We start from the raw sequence: 21,466 nt of genomic DNA, 5'->3' as shown, positions 1-21,466 counted from the left end.
CCGCCAGGACCGCGCCCGGTCCGCCTCCTGATCCTCCGGATCACTCCCGGACCCGACCGGCCTGAACCGGCCCCGACCGGGCACCACGGACGACACCGAGCGCACGTCCGCGACATCCGCACCGCATCCCGACGGGTCTCCCCGTGCGCGGCGCGAGGGCATCTCTGGCATCCGTCCCAGCGGCCTCGCCCTGCCGCCGCGTCACGCATGAGGAGAACACCATGACCGTCATCGACACCCCGCCGAACCCGCCGGTGCTGCGCGACGCGCGCATTCCCCCGGACGGTCTGTACGAGGGGCCGCGTACGCTGCGCCGACTGCCCGAGGGATGGCGGGAGCGCCCGTACGAGCGCTTCGAGCTGGTGCCCCAGGGGCGCACCATCGGGGCCGAGATCCGCGGGGCCGACCTCTCCCGGCCGCTGGACGCGGGGCTGCGCGAGGAGCTGAACCGCGCCCTGCTGGAGTGGAAGGTGCTCTTCTTCCGCGGCGCGCACCTCACCTCCGCCCAGCAGCGCGACCTCGCCCGCAACTGGGGGGAGCTGGAGACCAATCCCCTGCTCGCCGCCGGATCGAGCGAGGACGTGGTCCGCTTCGACAAGAGCGAGGGCGCCACCCCCACCTTCGAGAACGTGTGGCACGCCGATGTCACGTTCCGGGAGCGGCCCGCGCTCGGCGCCGTGCTCCAGTTGCGCGAGGTCCCGCCCGTCGGCGGGGACACCATGTGGGCGGACATGGCCGCCGCGTACGACAACCTGCCCCGGGAGGTGCGGGACCGCATCGACGGCGCCACGGCCGTGCACGACTTCATCCCCGGCTTCTCCCGCTTCTACGGCCCGGAGCGGCTGGCTCCGTTCCAGGACGTGTTCCCGCCCGTCGAGCATCCGGTGGTGCGCACCCACCCGGAGACCGGGCGGCGGATGCTCTTCGTGAACACCTCCTTCACCACCCGGATCACCGGCATGGACCGGGAGGAGAGCGACCGGCTGCTGGCCTATCTGTGCCGTCAGGCGCAGGTCCCGGAGTACCAGGTGCGCTTCCGGTGGCAGCCCGGCGACGTGGCGTTCTGGGACAACCGCGCCACCCAGCACTACGCGGTGAACGACTACGCGCCGCACCCGCGGGTGGCCGAGCGCGTGGCCATCGAGGGGGACCGTCCGTTCTGACGCGGTCCGGTCCGGCCGTTCCGGGCCGGACCGGTCGGCGGGGTGCGACGACCCGTGTGCCCCGCCGACCGGGAACGATGCCCCGCTGCTCGGGACTGATCAGGATGCGGGGATATCGGCGCGGCCATGGCCAAAGCTGAGGTATACCGTTACCGGGGCAACGAGTTGACGGTCTTCACGGGCCGATGAGACAGAGGCCGGGCTGTGGCAGGGGGCCTCGGAGGTTACGGGTGCGATACCGGGTCCTTGGGGCGCTCGAGCTGTGGGACGGGGACGGTTGGACGTCCCTCGGCCCGGCGAAGTGGCGGATGCTGCTCGCGGTGCTGCTGTGCCACGCCAACCGGACCGTCCCGGCCGAACGGCTCCTGGACGAGCTGTGGGGTGAGGGTCAGGCGCCGCAGAGCGCGGCCAAGTTGCTGCAGACGTATGTCTCCCGGCTGCGGCAGAGCCTGGGCGACGCGTCCGGCGGCGCCCTGATCACCGACAAGCAGGGCTACAAGGCGCACGGTTACCGGCTGGCGGTGGAGGCGGCCGACTTCGACGCGCACCGGTTCGAGCAGTTGGTCGAGGAGGGGCGGCGCGGTCTGGACCGGGAGGCCGAGTTTCCCAGTCCAGCCCGCGCCGCCGAGCGGCTGCGCGAGGCGCTGGTGCTGTGGCGGGGCACGCCGTTCGCGGACGTGCCCCCGACCCCGTCCGTGGAGGCGGAGACCACCCGGCTCGGCGAACTCCGGCTGCAGGCCGTGGACGCCCGCATCGACGCCGATCTGCGCTGCGGCCGGCACGCCGATGTCCTGGGCGAGCTGGAGGCGCTGACCGCCGAGCATCCGTACCGCGAGGGGCTGCGCGGCAGGTTGATGCTGGCCCTCTACCGCTCCGGCCGGCAGGCCGACGCCCTGGCCGCCTACCGCGATCTGCACCGGCTGCTGGCCGAGGACCTCGGGGTCGAGCCGATCCCGCCGCTGCAACGGCTCCAGCAGCGGATCCTCACCGCCGACGCCTCCCTGCTGGCGCCGCCGGCCCCCCGCAAGGAGGAGCGGCCCGCCGCTCCGGCCCCGCGCGCGGCCGCCCGGGGCCCTCGCCAACTGCCGCCCGCCAGCCAGGCGTTCACCGGCCGCCATGGCGAGGTGGCGGTGATCCGGGCCCTCCTGGACCAACGCGACCAAAGTGATCCGGGCGCGGAGGGTGGAGGGGACGGCGACGGCGGCGGGGCCGGGCGTCCCGTGGTGATCGCGGCCATCGACGGCACCGGCGGCGTGGGCAAGTCCACGCTGGCCATCCACGCCGCGCATCAGCTCGCCGACCGGTTCCCGGACGGTCAGCTCTACGTCGATCTGCACGGCACCACCGCCGGGCTCTCGGCCCTGGAACCGGCCGAGGTGCTCGGGCGGTTCCTGCGCGCCCTGGGCGTGGACGGGTCGAGCGTGCCGGGCGACACCGACGAGGCGTCGGCCCAATTCCGCTCGCTGGTGGCGGGGCGGCGGATGCTGGTCATCCTCGACAACGCCGCCGGCGTGGACCAGGTCCGTCCGCTGCTGCCCGCCGGACCCGACTGCGCCGCGCTCGTCACCAGCCGCGAGATGCTGACCACCCTGGAGGGCGCCACCCATCTGCATCTGGACGTCCTCCCCCACGACCAGGCCGTGGCGCTGCTGGAGCGGATCGTCGGGGTGGAGCGGGTGCGGGCCGAGCGCGAGGAGGCCGAGGCCATCACCCGGCTGTGCGGCCGTCTGCCGCTGGCGCTGCGGATCGCGGGCGCCCGGCTGGCCGCCCGCCCGGCCTGGCCGCTGCGCACCCTGGCGTCCAAACTGGCCGACGCGCGCGGCCGGCTGGACGAGCTGCGCTTCGGTGACCTGGCCGTACGTACCAGCTTCGAGGTGAGCTACGACGCGTTCCGGCTCGGCGGACGCTCCGACGACGCGGACGCGGTACGGGCCTTCCGGCTGCTCAGCACGGTGCCCGGGCAGGACGTGAGCCTGCCGGTGGCGGCCGCGCTGCTGGACCATCCGGCCGACCGCACGGAGAACGCGCTGGAGCGGCTGGTCGACGCGCAGCTGCTGGAGAGCCCGGACTCCGTCCGGTACCACATGCACGATCTGCTCCGGCTGTTCGCCTCGGAGCGGGCCGAGCAGGAGGAACCGGAGGCCGAGCCCGCGGCGGCGCTGGAGCGGGCGATGTCGGCTTACGTGGCCACCACCCAGCGGGCGGTCACCCTGCTCGACCCGCACCGGCCCTGGCCCCGCCACCCGGTCGAGGGCGCCGAGGTCCCGCTGCGGGACCGCAACGAGGCGGAGGCGTGGCTGAAGGCCGAGTCGGGCAACCTGCTGGCCGCCGTCGCCCACGCCGTCACCCAGTCCGACGCGCTCGCCCGGCTCGGGATCCGGCTGGCCCAGGCCCTGCAGTGGTTCCTGTATCCGCGGGCGCACGCCCAGGATCTGCAGACCATCAACGAACTGGCGATCGGGGCCGCCCGGCGGCTGGGCGACCTGGAGAGCCAGGCGTGGGCACTGGACCACCTCGCGGGCGCGCACTGGCTGCGGCACAGTTACGAGGAGATGCGGACCACCCTGGAGTCGGCGCTGGAGATCTGGCGCGCCATCGGCCATCAGCGGGGCGAGCAGCGGTCTCTGTGCAACCTGGCGGACGCGCTGACCGAACTGGGCCGGTTCGAGGAGGCCATCGAGGTGCAGCGGCGCCAGCTCGCCCTGGCCCGGGACACCGGGGACGTGGCGGCCGAGGTGATCGGCCTGGGCAACCTGGGCCGCGCCCACCGCGGTCTCGGCCGCCCCGAGGACGCCCTGACGTACTTCAAGGAGAGCCTGGAGCAGGCCCGGCGGACGGGCGACGTCCACCATCAGGGCTTCGCGATGTACGAGATCGGCATCACGTACATGGAGCAGGGGAAGTTCCCCGAGGGCCGGGCGCACCTGGACGAGGCGCTGCCGGTGTGGCAGCGGCCGGGCATGTACGAGAGCTGGCGCGGGCACACCTGGAGCGGGCTCTTCCCCGCCTGTATGACGCTGCAGATCGGCCCCGGCCCGCACTGAGGCGGGGCCGGGGGCGTGCGCCCGGTGGTTACGGCTTGCGGGCCACCCCGCCGTAGGCCCACACCCGGCTCGGGTCGTGCTCGGCACCGATGCCCGGACGCCAGGCGGCCAGCTGCACCAGGCCCGGTTCGAGCAGGTCGAGCCCGTGGAAGAAGCCCTTGATCCCGTCGTAGTCGCGCGGGGCCGCGGCCACCGGGCTGACGCTGAGCGGGGCCCAGTCCCGGTCCTCGGGCGTCTCGTCGGTGAAGTCGCCGGTGACATGGGACAGGATCAGACAGCTGCCGGGGGCGGCCCACTCCATGAGCCGGGCGACGACGCCGTACGGATCGTCCTTGTCCTCGAGGTAGTCGAGGATGAAGGTGAGCACGATCCCCACCGGCTTCCCGGGGTCGAGCAGCCGGCACACCTCGTCATGGGCCAGGATCTTCTCGGGCTCGCGCAGATCGCCGTCGATCATCGTGGTGCCGGGGACGGCCAGCCGGGCCTGTCCGTGGCTGGCCACGATGGGGTCGTTGTCGACGTAGACCACGCGGGCCCGGGGGTTCACGGCCTGGGCGATCTCGTGCACGTTCGGGGTCGTGGGCAGGCCCGAGCCGATGTCCAGGAACTGGCTGATCCCGGCGTCGGCCAGCTCGGCCACCGCCCGCTGCAGGAACCGCCGGTTGGACAGGGCGGTGTCCCGGATCTCCGGCGCGATCCGCAGAAAGCTCTGGGCCTGCTCGTAGTCGGCGAGGTAGTTGTCCTTGCCGCCGACGAGGTAGTTGTAGACCCGCGCCGGGTTGGCCTGCCGGCCGGAGTGGCGGCCGTGGTCGGCCGGCTGCCACTCCACCGTGGTGAGCCCGATGCCGGGCCCGCTGCTGTTCATCCGAGAATCCCCTGCCCTTGAGCCTGCGTCGCCCCGTCGCTTGCCGTCACCGTCACCGTCACCGCGGATGCGGTGCCGGGCCGGGACGCCAGGTGACCGTGTCACTGGGCCCGGGTTCCGCCCAGGCGACGGGGGCCCGCGACCAGAGGTGGAACGGCAGGTCGACATCCGCGGACACCCGGCTGAGCTGGCCCCAGGAATACGCGTGGGAGTGGACCACCGCGGCGTGGAGCGCCGCTTCGAGGCAGGCGCGCGCGGTCCGTTCCGCCCGGCAGGTACCGCTCGGGCCGGAGCCCTCCACCCCGCCGGAGACCTGATAGGTGCTCCAGGCGTAGAGGGGTTCGGCCTCGGTGTGCGGTTGCTGCTGCTGGTCGACGTTCACTGGCCCTCTCCAGACGCATCCCTACCGGCGGGGCTTGGCGATGCGTCCAGCATCGGGGAGGGCGGATTACCGGCGGTATAGCGGCGGTAAAGCGGTATGCCACCGCGCTATACCGGCCGGGACGTGCGGGACGTACGGGATGTGCCGGGTCTACAGGGGCGGGAGGAAGCGGCTCATTCGGCGAGCCAGGTCAGCACCTCGCGGTTGATCCGCTCGGGCTGCTCCAGGTGCAGGAAGTGGCCCGCGCCGTCGACGATTTCGATCCGGGAGCCCGCCGGGAGGTGGTCCTTGGCGCTGTGGACCACGTCGGAGCCGATGCAGCCGTCGTCGGTGCCGTGGAGGAAGAGGATCGGCCGCTCACCGGTGGCGGTGATCGCCTCCTGCTCCGCCGCGTACGCCGCCACGTGGCGCGTCGGGTCGAACAGCGCCTTGTAGTAGCCGAGCGCGGCGGCGAGGTGGGCCGGGTCCTTCAGGCTCTCCTTGACGTGGGCGATGTCCTGCGCGGAGTCCTGGTAGCCGGGCGACCAGTCGCGCCACAGACCGTCGATCAGCGCCATGTCGTGGGCCGCGGCGCCCGCCTCGGCCAGCGGGGTCTGGAACAGGAAGATGTAGAAGGAGCGCTTGAACTGGCCGTAGTCGAAATTGAAGAAGTCGGCCAGCACGCCGCCCAGCGGGGGCACGGACATCGTCACCGCGCGCCGCCAGCGCTCGGGAGCGTGGGCGGTGGCGCCGTAGGCGGCGATGGCGCCCCAGTCGTGGCCGATGAGCACCGCGTCGCCGTCGGCGCCGAATGCCTCGTGCAGGGCGTTGGCGTCGGAGGCTATCGCGCCCGCCTGGTAGGCGCCGTCGGCGGGGATGGCCGTGGGTGCGTAGCCCCGCATGAAGGGGGCGACGGCGTGGTAGCCCGCGTCCGCGAGGGCGGGCAGCAGATGGCGCCAGGAGTGTGCGGTGTCGGGGAAGCCATGCAGGCAGAGCGCCAGCGGGGCGTCCACCGGGCCCGCTTCGAGATAGCCGAGTTCGAGTCCATTTGCGGTGATGCTCTTGACCTGTGTCACGCTCAGCGATGCTAATTCACCGTCAGGAACACGTCCACGAACGGCATCGGGCGATTTCCTCACCGCCCGATGATCCGGCTGCGGGGTGGCCTTCGGGGATGGCAGACTGCGCGCTGTGCCGTCCGGATCCACGGGACCGGGAAACGGACACCCGCGTGATGCCCGCCCGGCCCGAGGGAGGCCCCCATGACCAGCCCGAGCAGCTCCGTAGCGGACCCACATGAGGCCATGGAGCACCGCGGGTTCCTCTACCGCGACGAGGGCGAAGTGGTCGACATCTGCGTGCCGTTCCTGCGGGAGGGGCTGGAGGCCGACGACGCGGTGGCCGTGGTGGCCGCCAAGTCGAACATCGCGGCGCTGCGGGACGCCCTCGGGCAGGACGCCCCGGCGGTGCAGTTCGAGGACGCGCTCAGCTGGTACCAGCACCCGGTGAAGACCATCGCCGCGTACGGCTCCTTCGTGAGGGCCGAGTCGCCGCGCCGGGTCCGGGTGATAGCCGAGCCGGTGTGGCAGGGCCGCACTCCGCTGGAGGTCGTGGAGTGGGCGCGCTACGAGTCGATCGTGAACGCGGCGTTCGCCCACTCCGGCGCCCGCGCCATCTGCTGTTACGACCGCCGGGTGCTGCACCCCGAGATCCTGACGTACGCGCGCCGGACCCATCCCGAGATCATCGACGGTCAGGGGCCGGAGCAGAGCCTGGAATACCTGGCCCCCGGCCCGTTCAGCGCCACCTGCGACCGCCGGGCGCTGCCACCCGTTCCGGCGGTGGCCGACCGGCTGCCGGTGGGCACGGCCGACCTCGAGGCCGTGCGGGTCTTCATCGCCGAGCGGGCCGGGCGGCACGGCATGGGCCAGGAGGCCCTGCGCAACATGGTCAGCGCCGTCACCGAGGTGGCGAGCACCGCCCTGCACCACGGCCGTGCCCCGGCGGAGCTGCGGGTGTGGGCCCAGGACGGCGATCTGGTCTGCGAGATCGCCGGACCCGGCCACTGGTACCCGGACGCCCTGTGGGGCTTCACCCCGCCGGAGGGGTCGGAGACCGGGTTCGGGCTGTGGGGCGTCCGGATGCTGTGCGATGTCGTCCAGATGCAGACGGACGCGGACGGCACGCTGATCAGGCTGCGCACGGGGCTGTGACCGGCACGGCCCCCTGGTGACCACCACGGGGCCGGTCAGGGAGTGCGCGGCCTGAGCATGATCGTCCGTGAGACGGCGAAGGTGACCGGCACGGCCGCCGCCGCGGCGATCAGCGGGGCCGTGCGGTCCCCCAGGTGCGCGAGGTCGACGAGGACGTACATCCCGCCCGTCGTGATCACGAAGTTGGCGGCCGTGGACAGCGGGAAGAGGAAGAAGGCGCGCCACGTCGGCCGCACCCGGTAGGTGAACCGGCAGGTGAGGAAGAACGAGCCGACCGTGCTCAGGGCGAACGCGGCGATGTGGGCGGCCAGATAGGGCAGCGGGACCAGCAGGGCCAGGTACAGGACGTAGTACGTACCGGTGTTGGCCACGCCCACCAGGCCGAAGCGGGCCAGCTGCCCGACGAGGGGGCCGTGTCTCACCGGACCAGCTCCTCCAGCCGGTCCGCCGGGACCGCGTTGGTGGACTGCACCAGGAAGTGCGGGCGCCGCTTGACCTCGTAGTAGATGCGGCCGATGTACTCGCCGATGACGCCGACCATCACCATCTGCACCCCCGCCAGCGCCGTGATGATCACGATGAGGGTGACATAGCCGGGGGTGTCGACCCCGTTGACGACCGCGCTCCCCACGATCCACGCGGCGTACAGCGAGGCCACGGCGAGCAGCAGCAGCCCGAGGTAGACGGCGGCCCGCAGCGGCTTGTTGTTGAAGGAGATCAGCCCGTCGGCCCCGTAGTTGAGGAGCTTGCCGAAGGTCCACTTGCTGCGGCCCTCCTCGCGCACGGCGTTCTCGTACTCGAAGGTGACGCTCGGGAAGCCCACCCAGGCGAAGAGCCCCTTGGAGAAGCGGTTGTACTCGGCGAGGCTCAGGACGGCGTCCGCCGCGCGCCGGGACAGCAGCCGGAAGTCGCCCACGCCGTCGACGAGTTCCACGTCGACCAGGCGGTTGATGAGGCGGTAGTAGGCGCGGGCGGTCAGGACGCGGGTGACCCGGTCGCCGTCCCGGGTGCGCTTGGCGATCACCTGGTCATGTCCCTGGGCGTGGAGCTGCACCATGCGGCCGATGAGTTCCGGCGGATGCTGGAGATCCGCGTCCATGATCACGACGGCGTCGCCCGAGGCGTAGCGCAGTCCGGCGAGCATGGCCGCCTCCTTGCCGAAGTTGCGGCTGAAGGAGACGTAGCGGACCCGCGGGTCGGTGGCGGCCAGCTCTTTCAGCAGGAAAAGGGTGCGGTCGGCGCTTCCGTCGTCCACGTAGACGAATTCGCATTCATGGCCCAGTAACGCCGCCTCTTTTACGACGTGGTCATGAAAACGAGCGATGACGGCTTCTTCGTTGTAGCAGGGAACGACGACGGAAATGAGCATGGATTCCCCCGGGATGACGGTGCGTGCGTCGGTGGAAGTGCGGGCGTCGGTGGAAGTGCGGGCGTCGGTGGAAGTGCGGGCGTCGGTGGAAGGGCGGGCGTCAGTGGTGGACAGGGCGGGCCTCCCCGCGACGGCGGGCGCGCAGCGCCCGGAGCGTGGCGACGGCGGTCAGGGCCAGCAGGGCGGCGGCACCCACGGCGCCTCCGACGCGCAGCCCGGGCGGCCGGAAGGTGCAGCTGACCGAGGTGGCGCCGCCGTCGAGGGGCACCGCGACGAGTCCGAGGTAGGTGGCGGCGGGCCGGTCCGGGCCGTCGCCCGCCGCGCACCGCCAGCCCGCGATGCGCGGGGCGGCGATCACGGCCAGGCCCCGGGAGCCGGGCGGCAGTTCGGCGCTCAGGGAGCCGCCGGAGACCCGTACGCCGGTGGCGCCGCGGGCCGTCAGCCGGTCGACGGCGGCGCGCAGCCTCGCGGTGTCCAGGCAGCCGATGGCTTCGCGCGGGATCACACCGTTCTTGCGGGCGGTCAGCGACACCTCCACCCGGCCGGAGCGCGGGGCCGGGCCGAGCGGCTGCATGGCCGCGAGCTTGGTGACCGGCCAGTCGCCGCGGAATCCGGACGGGGGCCGCCGGGGGCCGCGCATCAGCGCGTTGCCCCAGTAGTGCGGTGCCCACAGGAAGACCTCGCTGCCGCCCGGGCAGGTGGCGGTGAGCCGGGCCGCGCGCGGGGAGGCGGGCAGCCGGTAGCCGTGGGCGGGGCCGCGCTCGGCGGGCCCGCCGTCCGCACCGCGCACCGCGATGCCGCGCGGCAGCGTGTACACCCAGGCGCCGAGCAGGAGTTCCTGGTTACGGAAGGGCGAGGCGCCGTAACCGGGCGCCGTCCCGGCGGCGGGGCGGACGGTGACCAGGGGCGGCGCCTTCTGCCGGTCGACGGTGACCGTGGAGGGCCGGGCGGCGTACGCGTCCTGGTGCGGGTCGGCCGAGGAGCGCACCCGGGCGCCGACCGAGAAGATCGCGTCGGTGACCGGGTTGTCCAGGCTCTGCACCGCGCGGCCGCGTGAGGTGGTGCCGCCGCCGAGGGCGGTGAGGGTGCGGCTGAGCACATCGGAGGTGAGGCTGCTGTAGTACGCGGCGCCCTGTCCGCCGACCATCAGCGGGTCGTTGTTGACGGTCTGCTCGCGGCCCGGTTCGGTGCGGTAGCGGGGCCAGCCGTCCGCGTCGGCGATCACCTTCCGCTGGCGCTCCTGGCGCTCGCCCCAGGGCGCGTAGTCGTCGAAGTGGCGCAGCCGGAGCCGGTCGGCGACGGCCATGGTGGCCGCGGACTGGCCCACTTGGGCGCCGATGAGCACGACGACGGCGAGCACGGCCGGAAGCGGTCGGCCGAGCCGGGCGGCGAGGCCGTGCAGCGCCACGGCGGCCGCCACGGCGGCGACCCCGGTGAGCAGCAGCGGATACGTCCACCAGTGGATCTGCGCGCCGGAGCGCGCCGACACCGCGATCAGCGCCAGCAGCCCGCCCGCGGGCAGCAGGGCCCGCGCGGTCGGCACGCCGTGCGCGCAGGAGAGCCAGGCGGCGATCACCAGCAGCCCGCACAGTACGAAACCCTGCCGGTACTGGCTGCCGTTGGGCACGGCGAAGGCGTGCCAGGCCAGCTGGGTGGGCGCCCACCGCATGGACAGCGTCATCGCCGCCACCAGCAGGGTCCAGCCCGCGCGCAGCCGCCGGGGCGCGGCCGGGTTGAACGGCAGCGTCAGGGCGAGCAGCAGCGCCACGGTGTCGATGTACAGGGCCGGGCTGCTGAAGTCGTACGTGCCGGGCAGCATCCGGGCGAAGACGTCCGTCCAGGGCTTGGGCGTGAACCGCGCCTCCTGGCCCGGGTAGGCGTGCCGGGTGCCGAAGTAGACGACGCAGACCAGCGGCGCGGCGAGCCCCACGCCGAGCCCGCAGGCCGCCGTCAGCCGGGCGAGGGGGCGGATCCCCAGCGGTATCCGGCTGATCAGGGCCCGGGTGAGCAGGACCAGCGCGGCGCCGAGGGTGGCCATGTACGCGGTGTAGAAGTTGGCGATCCAGACCACCGCGACGACCAGCGTGGCCGTGACGAACCGCCGCCCGGCCAGCACCTGTTCGCCGGCCAGGCACAGCAGGGGCAGCGCGATGAGCCCGTCCAGCCACATCGGGTTGTACGAGGCCTCCGCCACGGACCAGCCGCACAGCGCGTACGACGCCCCCAGCGCCCCCGCGGCCCACCAGCGGCCCGGCTGGAGCCGCGGCAGCAGCACGGCCATCACCGCGCCCGCCGTGGCCGTCTTCAGCAGGGTGATGACGTACACCGCCAGGTCGATCTCGTCGCGCGGGAAGACGGCGACGAGCAGCGCGAACGGGCTGCTGACGTAGGTGCCGAGGTCGGGGAGGAGCGAGGCGCCGAAGCCGGAGTGCCAGTTGAGGAACAGCCCGCCGTCGCCGCGGACGTACAGCAGGTCGCGCAGCTGGGCGTGGAACGGGATGAACTGATTGCCCAGGTCGTTGACGGCACGGGTGCGCGGTCCGAACGGATAGCCCCCGGCCACGGCGTCGCCGAGGCAGAGCGCCACCAGGGTGAGGAGGGAGGCGAGGGCGGCGGCCCGGATACGCGTGCGCGGGCGCCGCACGGTGATGGGTCGCGGTAATGCGGCCGGTTCCCGGAGGGGCCTGCCGATATCGAGTTTCTGTATCACGTCAATTACTTGTCCGGGGAAATTGGTCTGGCGTGGTCGGTGTGTGCGGCGCTGCGATCGGTTTGACGGACACAATGCGCACGAGGTTGTGCGGGCCGGAGGGAAAGCAGGAATTCACTAGGTTCCAGGGACGGAATTAATGCTTCATATTTCCCGGGTTCACTTCGGCGCCGCCGGGAGTTGGGGCACTCCATGGTCGGCCAGCGGGCCCACCTCGAGCCCTGCGGCGCGGCACGCGGTGATCAGGTGCGGCAGGGCCGCCAGGGTGACGCGCCAGCAGCCGGGGGCGCTCGCCCGGTCGGAGTCGTGCAGCAGGACCGTGGCGCCGCCCCGGAGGCCGCCCCGGAGGGTGGCCAGCACCGAGGCCGGCGTGGCGTTCGGGGACCAGTCGCGCCCCCAGGCCGACCACAGCACGGGCCGCAGCCCGGCGCGTACGGCCGCGAGCCAGCGGCCACCGGTCAGGACGCCGTACGGGGGCCGGTACCACAGCGGTACGGCGCCGGTGGTCAGCCGTACCGCCCGGGCGGCGCGGCTGACCTCGGAGACGTCCCGGACCGGCCTCGGCAGCCAGGGGCGGTCGTGGGTCCAGCCGTGGACGGCGAGTTCATGGCCGCGGAGCGCGATCTCGCGCGTCGTGCGGGGATAGCGCACCACGCTCTCGCCCAGCACGAAGAACGTGGCGGTCACCGCCAGCTCGTCCAGGGCGTCCAGGAAGCGCGGGGTGGAGTGCGGATCGGGGCCGTCGTCGAAGGTGAGGGCGATGTGGTCCCACCGGCCCCGCCCGGCCAGGGCGGGGAAGAGGACGCGCCGGGGCCCCGACAGCCAGGTGCCGGCCGGGACCAGGTGCGCGGCCGCGGCCAGCACCGCCGCGTTCCGGGCCAGCCGACCGGTGCGCCGCCCGGCGGTCATGGCGGGCTCCCGCCACCCGGGACCCGTCGTACCGCCGGCCGTGCCGCCGCGCCGGCGGTGTCCGCGTCCCAGCCCTCGGCCAGGGCGGGCGACCGGGTGAGGCCGACGATCCCGGCCGCCATCAAGGCGACGCCGATCGCCTCGGGCAGCAGGCGCAGGCCCAGTTCGACGCGTTCGCCGAACAGCACCCAGCCCAGCGCGATGCTCACCAGCGCGTCCCCGAGGGTCAGGGCGGGCTGGGAGGCCGCCAGGGTGCCCGCGCGCAGGGTGACCTGGAGCATCAGGAAGCTGAGCAGCCCCACGAGGCACACCGCGTACAGCGGCCAGCCGGTGAACACCGCGGCCGCTCCCCCGCCGAAACGCCCGGTGAACTCCTTGATGAGGGCCGCCGTGCACGCGAAGCCGACGGCCGTGGCACAGCCGAGCGCCGCGGCCCGCCCCGCACCCCGCAGCACCCGCGCCACCAGGACCAGGGCCCCCACGACGAGCGCCAGGACCACCCCGGTGGGCAGCCACAGCCCGTTGCGGGACATGGCACGGCCGTGCGAGGGGTCGGCCGCGACGAGGAAGAGCGCGAGCCCGGCGGCGAGCATCACGAACGCCAGCCAGGTCCGGCCACCCGGCCGCCGGTGGAACACCAGGCTCCCCACCACCAGGGTGAACAGCAGCTCACTGACCAACAGCGGCTGTACGACGGAGAGCCGCCCCACCGCCAGCGCCCCCACCTGGGCCACCGCCGACACCACCATCGCCGCGCCACCGGCCAGCCAGTACGGGCGCCGCAGCAGCCGCGGCAGATGCCGGAGCGCCTGCCCCACCCCGCCGCCACCGGCCCCCCGAAGCTCCCGCGCCTGGTCCATCGCGGCGCGCCGCTGCAGGACGGAGGCGGCGCCGTTGCCCAGGGCGGACAGCAGCGCGAGGAGGACGGTCAGGACGCCCATGCCGCCCTCACCCGAAGCGGGCGGCCAGCCGGTGGTACAGCCCCGGCGCCGCGCCGCGCACCAGGGCGGGCAGCCGCAGCCAGGCCGGTACGTACACCTCGTCCCGGCCGCGCGCGACGGCGTCCCACACGGCGTCGGCGACCCGCTCGGGCGGCAGCGGGCGCGGCATCCGGCGGGTGTACGGGGCGCCGCGGCGGGCGAAGAACGGGGTGTCCACCACACCGGGGACCACATGGGTGACGCGTACGCCACCCCGGCGCACCTCGTGGCGCAGGGCGTCGGCGAAGACGCCGAGCGCCGCCTTGGCCGCGGAGTACACCGCCTCGCCCCGCACCCCGACGCTGCCCGCGACGGATCCGATGAGCACGATGTGGCCCCGCCGCTCGGCCAGCATGTGCGGCAGGACCATGCGGACCAGCCGCATGGTGGCGAGGAGGTCGACGCCCACCACACGGTCGATGGCGGCGGGCGGCATCGCGCTGAAGGGGCCCGCCCAGCCGATGCCCGCCCCCGCGACGAGCAGATCCACCCGTCCGGCGGTACGGAAGGCTGCCTCGACCAGGCCACGGCCGCCCTCGGAGGTGGCCAGATCGGCCGGGAGGGCGATGGCCGCGGTGCGGGCGGCCACCAGGTCCAGGCGTTCCCGGTGGCGGCCGCTGACCAGCAGCCGCCATCCGCCGCCCGCCGCGAACCGGTGCGCGACGGCGGCGCCGATCCCCGAGGACGCTCCGGTCACCAGCGCCACCCCGGTTTCGGTGGGGGCGCCTCCGGTGGCGGGACCGGCCGTGGTGGGCGCGGCGGCGTGCGGCTGTGCGTCCGGCAGAGGGCGGGCCATGGCATCTTCCTGTCTCGCTGCCGACCGGACGGCGCATGCACACCACCGGCCGTCGAGCGCGCGGTTTGACGGCACGCGGAGCGGATACCTCCAGTGAGCCATGAGCGGCCGCGCCTCGCACCATCGGAGGTGAGCATGCGCCTGCCGTCGCAGCGTTTTCTCGTGGTGAGCGCGAGCATGGGGGCCGGGCACGACGCGGTCGCCGCCGAGCTGGTGCGCCGACTGGAGCACGAAGGACACCGGGCGGACCGGGTGGATGTGCTGGACCTGCTGCCCGCCGGGGTCGGGCCGGGGCTGCGGGTCTTCTACCGGACGGCGGTGCGCCGGGCCCCGGTGGTCTACGCGGGCATCTACCGGGCGTTCTTCCAGCCCGGCCCCGGCCCCGCTCCCGGCCCCGGCAGGGGGCCACGGCCCGGCACCGCGCCACTGGCGGCGCTCGCCGAGGCCCGGCTGCTGGCGCTGACCGAGCGGCTGCGGCCGGCCGCGGTGGTGCCCGTCTTCCACCTCGCCGCACAGCTCACCGGCCGGCTGCGAGCCCGTGGGAGGCTGACGGTGCCGAGCGCGGTGGTGGTCACCGACTTCGCGGTGCACCGCCAGTGGCTGCACCCGGGCAACGATCTGCATCTGTGCGTCACCGAGGACGCCGCCGAACACGTACGGCGGAGCCTCGGCCGGCCCGCGCTGGCCACCGGCCCGCTGGTGGCGGAGCGCTTCCTCGGCCCGGCGCCCGGAGCTGCGGGCTGGCGGCGCCGCTTCGACGCCCATGCCCCCGGCCGGCCGCCGGTGGCCCTGTCCGCCGGGGCCTGGGGCGCCGGTACGCGGCTGGCGGCCACCGCACGGCTGCTGTCCGCCGCGGGATATCTTCCGGTGGCGCTGTGCGGCCGGGACGAACGGCTGCGCCACCGGCTGTCCCGGTGGCCCCGGGTGATGGCCCTCGGCTGGGAACCGGACCTGCCCGGACTGCTGGCCGCCACGCGGGCGCTGGTGGACAACGCCGCCGGACAGACCGCGTTGGAAGCACTGGCCACCGGAGTCCCGGTGGTGGGCTACCGCCCCATCCCGGGCCATGGGCGCGAGGGGGTCCGCCGGATGGCCGCCCTCGGCCTGACGGACCACGCGGCGGACTCATGGGAGCTGCTGCGCCTGCTCGACGCGCTCACCGCGCCCTCGGAGCCGCGCGAACGCCGTATCGCCGCGGGCCGACGGCTGTTCGCCTCCGACCCCGCCGACGTCACCGCCCGGCTGGCCGCGGTGACGTCCTCGTGAAGGAGTGGGTGGACCGCGGCTCCGGCGCCCGCACAGCCGCCGACCCGTCCGGGTCCACCCTCTCCCAAGGGCCACTTCCGCCCCCGCTACCGATGAGGTGGCGGCACACTGGCGGGAGAGCGGCGGTCAGCTGGTGGCCGCGGCCTCGTACAGGCCACGCCCGGAACGCTTGGCCCGCTCCGTCGTGCGCAGCCGCTCCAGCGTGTTGCGCACCGAGTTCACGTTGGTGCGCGTCTCGTCGCGGCCCAGGGCCTCGTTGACCTCGGACGCGCGCATCGGACGGCCCGCCTTCCTCAGGCAGCCGAGCACCGACTCGGCGAGCCCGGTGGAGCGCTCGGAGGAGGTGCCCGCCGCCTTGGCCGTCTTCTCGGTGGCCTTGGCGGTGGCCTTCTCGCTCGCCGGGGCACTCTTGTCGGTGGCCTTGGCCGCCTTGGTGGTGGCCTTCGTGGTGGACTTGGTGGTGTCCTTGGCCGCCGCCTTCTTGGCGGGCTTCTTGGCGGCGGTCTTCTTGGCCGCGGCCTTGGTGGCGGTCTTCGCGGTCCGGCCGCCGGTGGTGGACTTGGCCTTGCTGCGCTGTCGGCCGATGGCGGCCTTGCGCGTGGCGGTGGGTGTCCGGGTCGCCGCCGCCTCGGCGGCCGCCTTCGGCTCGGCCTCGGTAGCCGCGTCCGCGGCGGTGGCGGTGTCCTCGGACACCGGCTTCGGCTTCGCCTCCGCGATGTCTCCGTTGGCGGTCTGCGGGAGCGCGGCGGCTCCCGACAGGGCCTGAAGGCTGCTCAGCGCGGTGCTGACCACCTCCAGCCGCTGGGTGACGGCGTCCAAATCACCCTTGAGGGCCTCCTGTTGCTTCTCCAGCTGCGGAAGTTCTGCCTTCAGTGCCTCGATCGTCGAGCCCACACTCTTGTCGGCACTCAGCGCGTTCGCCATCGCTTCGTCCCCTTTCTGGGCGTCTGCGCCCATCGTTGCTGCGATTATGCCTGCTGTTAGGTGTGTGCGGTGCCCTGTGTGCCACCACGCAAAACAACTCGGACCGCCTTGACGGCTACGGAGCAGCCAACTTTCCATGAAGTCACGTGGCGCGAACCCCCTTGTCAGACCGGCCGTGTCATCCGCAGGAGTGGTGGCGCGCGTCGTGATGACGACACATCAGGCGCGAAAAACACCGCGCGCGCCCCACACCACCCGGATACCGTGAAACGCGCCTGGAGCCCGAGAGGTTCCGCTGGTGAGGGCGGGGATAGCGGCCGCGTCACCGACGCGGCCGACGACGAGAAGGCGACGCACACCATGAACGATCCGAAGGCCGGCACCCTGAAGGTGCCCGGCGCCACGCTCCATTACGAGGTGCGCGGCACCGGTCCGGTGCTGCTGCTGATCCCGGGCGGGGCCGGTGACGCCGCCTCCTACGACCACGTGGCCCCGGCCCTCGCCGGCCGGTACACGGTGGTGTCCTACGATCCGCGCGGCATGTCGCGCAGCCCGCTCGACGGACCGCGCGGCGACCAGCGGGTCGAAGTGCACAGCGAGGACGCGTTCTCGCTGCTCGACGCGGTGGCGCCGGACGGCGAACCGGCGTACGTGGTCGGCTGCAGCTCAGGCGCCATCGCCGCGGTGGACCTGCTGGCGCGTCACCCGGAGCGGGTGCGGCTGGCCGTCGCCCACGAGCCGCCCCTGGTGGAACTGCTGCCCGATGCCGAGAAGCAGCGGGCGTTCTTCGCCGAGGTGCGCGAGGCGTACCGCCGCGAGGGCATCGGGGCGGCGGTGGCGGTGATGTCCGCGGGGACCGGCCCGGCGGAAGGGGCCGCGGCGAAGCAGGATCGCGCAGCGCAGCCCCCGCCGCGTCCGGCCGAGGCGATCGACCGGATGATGGCCAACTTCCCGTATTTCCTGGAGCACATCCTGTGCCCGTTCACCGGCCACGTTCCGGATGTGGAGGCGCTGGCGGCCGTAGCGGAGCGGCTGGTCCCGGCCGGCGGCCGGGACTCCCGCGGGCTGCTGCTGTACCGCCCGGCGGTGGCGCTGGCCGAGCGGCTGGGCACCGGGGTCGTGGACTTCCCCGGCGGTCACACGGGGCTCAGTGAGCACCCGGCGGAGTTCACCGAGGTGTTGAGGGAGACGCTGCGGCGTCGATGAGGGCGGTCAGCGCTTCGGGAGTCATGCTGCCCGGCGCGCGGCGTTCGCGGGCGCAGGCGCCCGCGATCCGCTGCAGCGTCTCGTTGACCGGGGCCGGGATGCCGTGTTCGCGTGCGAGGAGCACGATCTCGCCGTTGAGGTAGTCCGCCTCGATGGTGCCGGTCCCCCGGGTCAGGCTCTGCCACGAGGAGCCGCCACCGCGCTCCACGCCGTCGGCGGGCCGTATCTCCACCTTTCCGGAGCGGAGCGCGGCCTGTTCGGCGGCGTCGGCGTGGGCGATGCCCGCGGCGTCGAGGACCGCGACCCCCTCGGCCTTCGCCCGGGCGCCGAGGGCCTGGGCCTCGTCCGGGACGAGCGGCCCGCAGATCGCCTCGACGGCGTTGACGAGGTTGTTGATGAGCTTGGCGTACTTCCAGCGCATCACGTCCGGTACGACCGGCGCGAGGAACACGGACTTCTCCAGGTCCGCGGCCACCCGCCGGACGGTGTCGTCCGCTCCGGACGGATAGCGGCCCAGGCTGAGGATCCCGGTGTACGGGGCGCACGGCGCGGCGACGAGCCCCGGCTCCAGGTAGGTCGAGGGCATCCAGACGCAGACGCCGTAGACCCGGCGGAAGCGGCGCAGCGCCAACCGCTCGTTCTCCACCCCGTTCTGGGCGCAGAGCAGCGGCAGCCGCTCCCCCGCGGTGCCGCCGCCGGTGACCGGGCGCGGCGCCCAGGCGTCCAGCGCCGCCGCGCTGTCCTGGGTCTTCACGGCGAGGACGAGCACGTCGTCGGGGCCCAGTTCGACGTCCTCGGGCCCGGTGACGGCGGGCGCCGGGATCTCGTGGGTGGACTCGGGCGCCGTGAAGCGCAGTCCGCGCTCGCGCAGCGCCTCGTGGTGCGCGCCGCGCGCCACCAGGACGACGTCGTGACCGGCGAGGTGGAGCCGGGCGCCGATCGATCCGCCGACCGCGCCCGCTCCGATGATGATGTATCGCACCAGGACCCTTTCCCCGTGGGTGGTAGAAACAACGTACCCGCACCGACCTGTTGGAAGAGCCCGAGGGGATACGATGAAGCTGCGCTGTGCCGTGCTCGACGACTTCCAGGACGTGGCCCTGTCCTCGGCCGACTGGTCGGGTGTCCGGGACGCGGTGGAGGTGGTGTCGCACCAGCGCCACTTCACCGACCGGGAGGCGCTGGTCGAGGCGATCGGAGACTGCGAGATCGTGGTCATCATGCGGGAGCGCACCCCGTTCCCCGCGGAGCTGTTCGCCCGGCTGCCCCGGCTCAGGCTGCTCGTCACCACCGGGATGCGCAACGCGTCCGTCGATCTGGAGGCGGCCGCCCGGCACGGGGTCACCGTGTGCGGCACGGCCAGCTCCTCCGAGCCGCCCGTCGAGCTGACCTGGGCGCTGATCCTCGGTCTGGCCCGCCACCTGGTGGCGGAGAGCACGGCGCTGCGGGACGGCGGGCCGTGGCAGAGCACGGTCGGCATGGATCTGCACGGCCGTCGGCTCGGCCTGCTGGGGCTGGGCAAGATCGGCACCAAGGTGGCCCGGGTCGGCCAGGCGTTCGGCATGGACGTGGCCGCCTGGAGCCAGAACCTCACGCCTGCGCGGGCGGCGGCGGAGGGCGTCGGGTTCGTCTCCTCCCTGGAGGAGTTGCTGGAGACCAGCGATGTGGTCTCGGTGCATCTGGTGCTCGGCGACCGCACCCGGGGTCTGCTCGGCGAGCCGGAGCTGCGGCGGATGCGCCCCACGGCGTACCTGGTGAACACCTCCCGGGCGGCCATCGTGGACCAGGCGGCGCTCGCGGACGCCCTGCGCGGCGGCTGGATCGCGGGCGCGGGGGTCGATGTGTTCGACGAGGAGCCGCTGGGTCCGGAGCACCCGTACCGTACGCTGCCGAATCTGCTCGGCACCCCGCACCTGGGCTATGTGACCCGGCGCAACTACGAGGGCTACTACCGCGACGCGGTGGAGGACATCCGCGCCTATCTCGCGGGGGAGCCGGTCCGCGTCCTCACCACGCCGTAGGGGGCGCGGGGTTCAGGGTGTCCAGCGCCATGACGGCGACGTGGAGCCGTGAGCGCTCGGCGCCGGACTCCAGGTTGCCGCCGACCAGCCGTTCGATGGTGTGCAGGCGCTGGTAGAAGGCCTGCCGGGACAGTCCGGCCTGTTTGGCGGCAACCGATTTGTTGCCCGCGGCGTCGAGGTACTGGCGCAGGATGGCCAGCAGGTCGCCGCCGTGCCGTTCGTCGTGCTGCATCAGCCGGCCGAGCTGCCGCTCCACATAGTTCTGGACGCGGGCGTCGCCGCGCAGGGTGTACAGCAGTTCCGGCAGCCCGAGGTCCGCGGACACGTGGAACGGCCGCCGCGGCGTGCTCGGGCCGATGGCGTCCGCGACCTCCTCGGCCTGCCGGAACGACCGCGCCACCTGGTCGAGCGCGGTCACGCCGGGGCCGACCGCGAGGATGGCCTCCTCGCCGAGCGTCTCCTCGGTGACCCGGCCGATGCGCTCCACGACGGGCTGCCACGCGGCGGCGAGCGGCAGGGTGAGCAGGACGCCGGTGCGGTCCGGGGAGAGCCTGCCGACCAGGGCGTGGATTCCGGCGCCGCGCAGGTCATCGCCGACCCGGCTGTCGAGGTCGGCGCGGTCGGCGGCGTCGGGCCGGTGGCCGATGGCCAGGGCGATGAAGAGGTGGCCGACGGTCGGCAGGCCGAGGGCCTCGACCCGGATGCGGGACTCGGTGCGGCTGAGGGGCTGTGCGTGCCGCAGCTCCAGCAGGGCCGAGGCGCGGGCCTGCCGGTCCCACTGGGTGTGGCCGGTCATCCGGGCCAGGGTGAGGGCGGTGGCGGCGCGCCGGAGGATCAGGGTGTGCTCGGGTCCGGAAGCCGGGCCGGTCTGGTCGGGCAGCGCGACCAGGCGCCCCCAGCGCTGCCCGTCGTGTTCGACGGGGGCCACCAGCCAGCCCTCCGGTCCGCTGGGCGCCGTGTGGTCGGGGGTGGGCGTGGCGCGGGAGCGGCGCTGCCACGCCTCCAGTATCTGGCCGCCGGGTGGGCCCGCCGTACAGACGATCATGGCGTGGTGCACCAGGTTCTCCAGCACCACCGACCGTCCCATCAGGTCGGCCGCGACCTGGACCAGCTCCTCGGGCCGGGCGCCGCGCAGGGTCAGGTCGGTGAAGAGTTCGTGGACCTGGTGGGAGCGGCGCAGCAGTTCGCCCTGGGCGTCCAGGATCAGCGCGTGGACGGTCTGGGTGACCTCGATGAACCGGATGCCGTGGGAGAGCACGATCAGCGGCAGGTCCCGGGCCCGGCAGGCGGCCACCAGGTCCGGGGGCACCTGCTGGTAGCGGCGGCCCAGCTCCACGACCAGGCCCGCCGCGCCGACGTCGGCGAGCTGGTCGGCGTAGCCGCGCAGCCGGGTGGGGTCGTTGGGCTGGGGCATGCCGGTGGTGAGCACCAGCTCGCCACCCTCCAGGAACGACGCCGGGTCCAGCAGTTCGGTGACGTGGACCCATCGCACGGGGCGGTTCAGCCGGTCCTCCCCGGCCATGACCCGGGGCAGCCCCGCGGCGATCACGGGCAGCCGCAGTACGTCGGCGACGGTGAGCAATGCCATCCGGCCCGCTCCCTCCCTGCGCTGTGCCCGCGGTGGCGGGCGGATGTCCGG

The 21,466-nt window shown here is 73.7% G+C and carries 18 protein-coding genes; 6 read left to right on the top strand and 12 right to left on the bottom strand.

The window, feature by feature from the left end:
- Positions 1-221: 221 nt before the first annotated feature.
- Positions 222-1,163 carry a TauD/TfdA family dioxygenase gene (locus tag ABZ562_RS37475; protein WP_361488868.1) on the top strand — a complete coding sequence of 314 codons (942 nt, stop codon included), beginning with the start codon at positions 222-224 and terminating at the stop codon, positions 1,161-1,163.
- A 230-nt stretch (positions 1,164-1,393) separates the two neighbouring features.
- Positions 1,394-4,207, top strand: coding sequence for a BTAD domain-containing putative transcriptional regulator (locus ABZ562_RS37470; RefSeq protein ID WP_361488866.1), 2,814 nt, complete (start codon positions 1,394-1,396; stop codon positions 4,205-4,207).
- Positions 4,208-4,235: 28 nt separating this feature from the next.
- Here ABZ562_RS37470 and ABZ562_RS37465 read toward each other — a convergent pair whose 3' ends face one another.
- The 3 genes from ABZ562_RS37465 to ABZ562_RS37455 form a co-directional block, all read right to left on the bottom strand.
- Positions 4,236-5,072: an SAM-dependent methyltransferase gene (locus tag ABZ562_RS37465; protein WP_361488863.1), complete on the bottom strand. Its 837-nt coding sequence runs from the start codon at positions 5,070-5,072 to the stop codon at positions 4,236-4,238.
- A gap of 58 nt (positions 5,073-5,130) precedes the next feature.
- Positions 5,131-5,454: a hypothetical protein gene (locus tag ABZ562_RS37460; protein WP_361488860.1), complete on the bottom strand. Its 324-nt coding sequence runs from the start codon at positions 5,452-5,454 to the stop codon at positions 5,131-5,133.
- 173 nt (positions 5,455-5,627) lie between these two features.
- Positions 5,628-6,509 (bottom strand): alpha/beta hydrolase, encoded by an 882-nt coding sequence (locus ABZ562_RS37455; protein ID WP_361488858.1) that lies wholly within the window; start codon positions 6,507-6,509, stop codon positions 5,628-5,630.
- A gap of 186 nt (positions 6,510-6,695) precedes the next feature.
- Between ABZ562_RS37455 and ABZ562_RS37450 the strand changes: the two genes are divergently transcribed.
- Positions 6,696-7,646 carry a sensor histidine kinase gene (locus ABZ562_RS37450; RefSeq protein WP_361488855.1) on the top strand — a complete coding sequence of 317 codons (951 nt, stop codon included), beginning with the start codon at positions 6,696-6,698 and terminating at the stop codon, positions 7,644-7,646.
- 35 nt (positions 7,647-7,681) lie between these two features.
- On the opposite strand, the gene ABZ562_RS37445 is transcribed toward ABZ562_RS37450, so the two are convergent.
- The 6 genes from ABZ562_RS37445 to ABZ562_RS37420 form a co-directional block, all read right to left on the bottom strand.
- On the bottom strand, positions 7,682-8,068 hold the full coding sequence (locus ABZ562_RS37445; protein ID WP_361488853.1) for a GtrA family protein: 387 nt from the start codon (positions 8,066-8,068) through the stop codon (positions 7,682-7,684).
- On the bottom strand, positions 8,065-9,015 hold the full coding sequence (locus ABZ562_RS37440) for a glycosyltransferase family 2 protein (RefSeq protein ID WP_361488850.1): 951 nt from the start codon (positions 9,013-9,015) through the stop codon (positions 8,065-8,067). Before ABZ562_RS37440 ends, ABZ562_RS37445 begins: the two co-directional genes overlap by 4 nt.
- Positions 9,016-9,115: 100 nt before the next feature.
- Positions 9,116-11,659 carry a YfhO family protein gene (locus ABZ562_RS37435; RefSeq protein WP_361488847.1) on the bottom strand — a complete coding sequence of 848 codons (2,544 nt, stop codon included), beginning with the start codon at positions 11,657-11,659 and terminating at the stop codon, positions 9,116-9,118.
- 225 nt (positions 11,660-11,884) lie between these two features.
- Positions 11,885-12,634 (bottom strand): polysaccharide deacetylase family protein, encoded by a 750-nt coding sequence (locus ABZ562_RS37430; protein WP_361488844.1) that lies wholly within the window; start codon positions 12,632-12,634, stop codon positions 11,885-11,887.
- On the bottom strand, positions 12,631-13,575 hold the full coding sequence (locus ABZ562_RS37425; protein ID WP_361488841.1) for a DMT family transporter: 945 nt from the start codon (positions 13,573-13,575) through the stop codon (positions 12,631-12,633). Before ABZ562_RS37425 ends, ABZ562_RS37430 begins: the two co-directional genes overlap by 4 nt.
- Before the next feature lie 7 nt (positions 13,576-13,582).
- Positions 13,583-14,410: an SDR family oxidoreductase gene (locus ABZ562_RS37420; RefSeq protein WP_361488839.1), complete on the bottom strand. Its 828-nt coding sequence runs from the start codon at positions 14,408-14,410 to the stop codon at positions 13,583-13,585.
- 135 nt (positions 14,411-14,545) lie between these two features.
- On the opposite strand from ABZ562_RS37420, the gene ABZ562_RS37415 reads away from it, so the two are divergent.
- Positions 14,546-15,676: a galactosyldiacylglycerol synthase gene (locus ABZ562_RS37415; protein ID WP_361488837.1), complete on the top strand. Its 1,131-nt coding sequence runs from the start codon at positions 14,546-14,548 to the stop codon at positions 15,674-15,676.
- A 126-nt stretch (positions 15,677-15,802) separates the two neighbouring features.
- Here the strand turns inward: ABZ562_RS37415 and ABZ562_RS37410 are convergent, their stop codons facing one another.
- The gene (locus ABZ562_RS37410; protein ID WP_361488835.1) at positions 15,803-16,600 is read right to left on the bottom strand and encodes a prephenate dehydrogenase; all 798 of its coding nucleotides are present in this window, start codon (positions 16,598-16,600) and stop codon (positions 15,803-15,805) included.
- 360 nt (positions 16,601-16,960) lie between these two features.
- Between ABZ562_RS37410 and ABZ562_RS37405 the strand changes: the two genes are divergently transcribed.
- Positions 16,961-17,806, top strand: a complete 846-nt coding sequence (locus tag ABZ562_RS37405; protein WP_361488832.1) for an alpha/beta hydrolase — start codon at positions 16,961-16,963, stop codon at positions 17,804-17,806.
- Here ABZ562_RS37405 and ABZ562_RS37400 read toward each other — a convergent pair.
- Positions 17,769-18,788, bottom strand: a complete 1,020-nt coding sequence (locus ABZ562_RS37400) for a 2-dehydropantoate 2-reductase N-terminal domain-containing protein (RefSeq protein WP_361488830.1) — start codon at positions 18,786-18,788, stop codon at positions 17,769-17,771. The two genes, ABZ562_RS37405 and ABZ562_RS37400, sit on opposite strands and share 38 nt — an antisense overlap.
- A gap of 73 nt (positions 18,789-18,861) precedes the next feature.
- Here ABZ562_RS37400 and ABZ562_RS37395 point away from each other — a divergent pair, with 73 nt between their 5' ends.
- Positions 18,862-19,827 carry a D-2-hydroxyacid dehydrogenase family protein gene (locus ABZ562_RS37395; RefSeq protein ID WP_361488828.1) on the top strand — a complete coding sequence of 322 codons (966 nt, stop codon included), beginning with the start codon at positions 18,862-18,864 and terminating at the stop codon, positions 19,825-19,827.
- Here the strand turns inward: ABZ562_RS37395 and ABZ562_RS37390 are convergent.
- Positions 19,814-21,415 (bottom strand): PucR family transcriptional regulator ligand-binding domain-containing protein, encoded by a 1,602-nt coding sequence (locus ABZ562_RS37390; RefSeq protein WP_361488825.1) that lies wholly within the window; start codon positions 21,413-21,415, stop codon positions 19,814-19,816. The two genes, ABZ562_RS37395 and ABZ562_RS37390, sit on opposite strands and share 14 nt — an antisense overlap.
- Between the last annotated feature and the right edge of the window lie 51 nt (positions 21,416-21,466).

This window comes from Streptomyces sp. NPDC019937, from assembly GCF_040631655.1.
Taxonomy (GTDB): domain Bacteria; phylum Actinomycetota; class Actinomycetes; order Streptomycetales; family Streptomycetaceae; genus Streptomyces.
This window is presented reverse-complemented; position numbering and strand designations above follow the sequence as displayed.

Excerpts from the sequence above, each read along its gene's own strand:
- ABZ562_RS37390 (WP_361488825.1), bottom strand. The coding sequence starts at position 21,415 with ATGGCATTGCTCACCGTCGCCGACGTACTGCGGCTGCCCGTGATCGCC.
- ABZ562_RS37465 (WP_361488863.1), bottom strand. The coding sequence starts at position 5,072 with ATGAACAGCAGCGGGCCCGGCATCGGGCTCACCACGGTGGAGTGGCAG.
- ABZ562_RS37410 (WP_361488835.1), bottom strand. The coding sequence starts at position 16,600 with ATGGCGAACGCGCTGAGTGCCGACAAGAGTGTGGGCTCGACGATCGAG.
- ABZ562_RS37405 (WP_361488832.1), top strand. The coding sequence starts at position 16,961 with ATGAACGATCCGAAGGCCGGCACCCTGAAGGTGCCCGGCGCCACGCTC.
- ABZ562_RS37440 (WP_361488850.1), bottom strand. The coding sequence starts at position 9,015 with ATGCTCATTTCCGTCGTCGTTCCCTGCTACAACGAAGAAGCCGTCATC.
- ABZ562_RS37395 (WP_361488828.1), top strand. The coding sequence starts at position 18,862 with ATGAAGCTGCGCTGTGCCGTGCTCGACGACTTCCAGGACGTGGCCCTG.
- ABZ562_RS37415 (WP_361488837.1), top strand. The coding sequence starts at position 14,546 with ATGCGCCTGCCGTCGCAGCGTTTTCTCGTGGTGAGCGCGAGCATGGGG.
- ABZ562_RS37450 (WP_361488855.1), top strand. The coding sequence starts at position 6,696 with ATGACCAGCCCGAGCAGCTCCGTAGCGGACCCACATGAGGCCATGGAG.
- ABZ562_RS37430 (WP_361488844.1), bottom strand. The coding sequence starts at position 12,634 with ATGACCGCCGGGCGGCGCACCGGTCGGCTGGCCCGGAACGCGGCGGTG.
- ABZ562_RS37420 (WP_361488839.1), bottom strand. The coding sequence starts at position 14,410 with ATGGCCCGCCCTCTGCCGGACGCACAGCCGCACGCCGCCGCGCCCACC.
- ABZ562_RS37475 (WP_361488868.1), top strand. The coding sequence starts at position 222 with ATGACCGTCATCGACACCCCGCCGAACCCGCCGGTGCTGCGCGACGCG.
- ABZ562_RS37425 (WP_361488841.1), bottom strand. The coding sequence starts at position 13,575 with ATGGGCGTCCTGACCGTCCTCCTCGCGCTGCTGTCCGCCCTGGGCAAC.